This is a genomic window from Bradyrhizobium sp. P2_E8 (genome assembly GCF_056403875.1).
The window spans coordinates 1-1,596 of the sequence record NZ_JBFUES010001351.1 but is presented as its reverse complement, the minus strand read 5'-3'; the positions used below and the strand labels follow the sequence as shown (position 1 = coordinate 1,596).

Here is a 1,596-nt window from a genome sequence, read left to right as displayed (position 1 = left end):
GACCAGGCGCGCAATGCCAGCCAATGGCTCGCGGGCGAGATCGAGAATCTACGCAAGAAGGTTTCCGACGCCGAAGCCAAGGTCGAGGACTTCCGCTCCAAGTCGTCACTCTTCGTCGGCACCAACAACACGACGCTGTCGAACCAGCAGATGGGCGAGGTCAACACTCAGCTCAACAACGCGCGCTCGATGAGGGCAGATGCGGAATCCAAGGCGCGGCTGATCAAGGAGATGCTCCAGAGCGGCAAGCCGATCGAGGCGTCCGAGGTGGTGAACTCCGAGCTGATGCGGCGACTGTCCGAGCAGCGGGTCACGCTGCGGGCCCAGCTCGCCGAACAGTCGTCCACGCTGCTCGGCAATCACCCGCGGATCAAGGAGCTGAAGGCGCAGCTCGGCGACCTCGACAACCAGATTCGCGACGAGGCGGCCAAGATCTCCCGCTCGCTCGAAAGCGATGCGCGTATCGCCGGTGGCCGGGTCGATGGCCTGACCACGAGCCTCGAGCAGCTCAAGAAGCAGGCGACGTCGACCAACGGCCAGGACGTGCAGCTCCGCGCGCTCGAGCGTGAGGCCAAGGCGCAGCGCGACCTGCTGGAAACGTATCTTGGCAAGTATCGCGAAGCCAGCACCCGCGAGACCATCGACACAGCACCGGCGGAAGGCCGCATCATCTCGCGCGCCGTCGTCTCGAACACGCCGGCCTATCCGAAAAAACTTCCGATCGTGCTGATCGCGACGATCGCGACGCTGCTGCTCTCGTCCGGCGTCGTCGTCACCGGCGAGCTGTTGCGCCAGACCGCGCCGCGCGCCGTGGCTGTCTTTGCTCCGGCGCCGGCGCAAACGCAGGCGGCGGTTCGCCAGGAACCATTCGTCCAGCCGGTGGTCGAGCCGGTCGTCGAACCGGTCGTGGAAGAGCCCGCGCCGCTTCAGCCGGAGATGACGGCCGATGTCGGTGTCACCGAGTTTGCCGAGATCGGGCATCTGGCCGACAGCCTGCGCGCCGCGGCGGCAAAAAAGATCACGGTGCTCGGCACCGCGCCAGGCGAAGCCGTCACGCTGTCGGCGCTGACGCTGGCCCGCCACCTGGCGCGCGATGCGCGGGTGGTCGTGGTCGATCTCGCCGCGTCCTCGCCGACGATTGCCGCGGTGTCCGTCGATGCCTCGGCGCCTGGCCTTGCCGAACTGATGCAGGGCGAAGCCTCGTTCGCCCAGGTGATCACCCGGGACAAGCTGTCGCGGCTGCATCTGGTGATGGCCGGCCGTCCCGGCTTCGACCGCAGCCTGCTGCAATCGCCGCGGGTGACGCTCGCGATCGACGCCTTGCTTCGCGCCTACGACCACGTGCTGCTCGACGCCGGCAGCGCCTCCGACCTTCCGGCGGAGCTGCTGACGGCCAATGCCCGCGCCGTCGTGGTGCCCGATGCGTCGATGGAGCCGGATGCGCGCACGCTGATGTGCGAGCAGCTCAAGGCCGTCGGCTTCAGCGAGGTGACGATGCTGAGCAGGCCGGTACAGCCGTCGGATGCAATGGACACGCCGCGCGTGGTGGCGGCGTAGGCCTCTTACCCTCTCCCCTTGTGGGAGAGGGTGCCGAGC

The 1,596-nt window shown here is 67.6% G+C and carries 1 protein-coding gene; it reads left to right on the top strand.

Features of this window, described 5'->3' with window-relative positions; translation table 11 throughout:
- Positions 1-1,557 (top strand): GumC family protein (locus tag AC1D00_RS40355; RefSeq protein ID WP_477014541.1); only part of this gene is annotated, 1,557 nt, incomplete at its 5' end.
- Positions 1,558-1,596 lie beyond the last annotated feature (39 nt).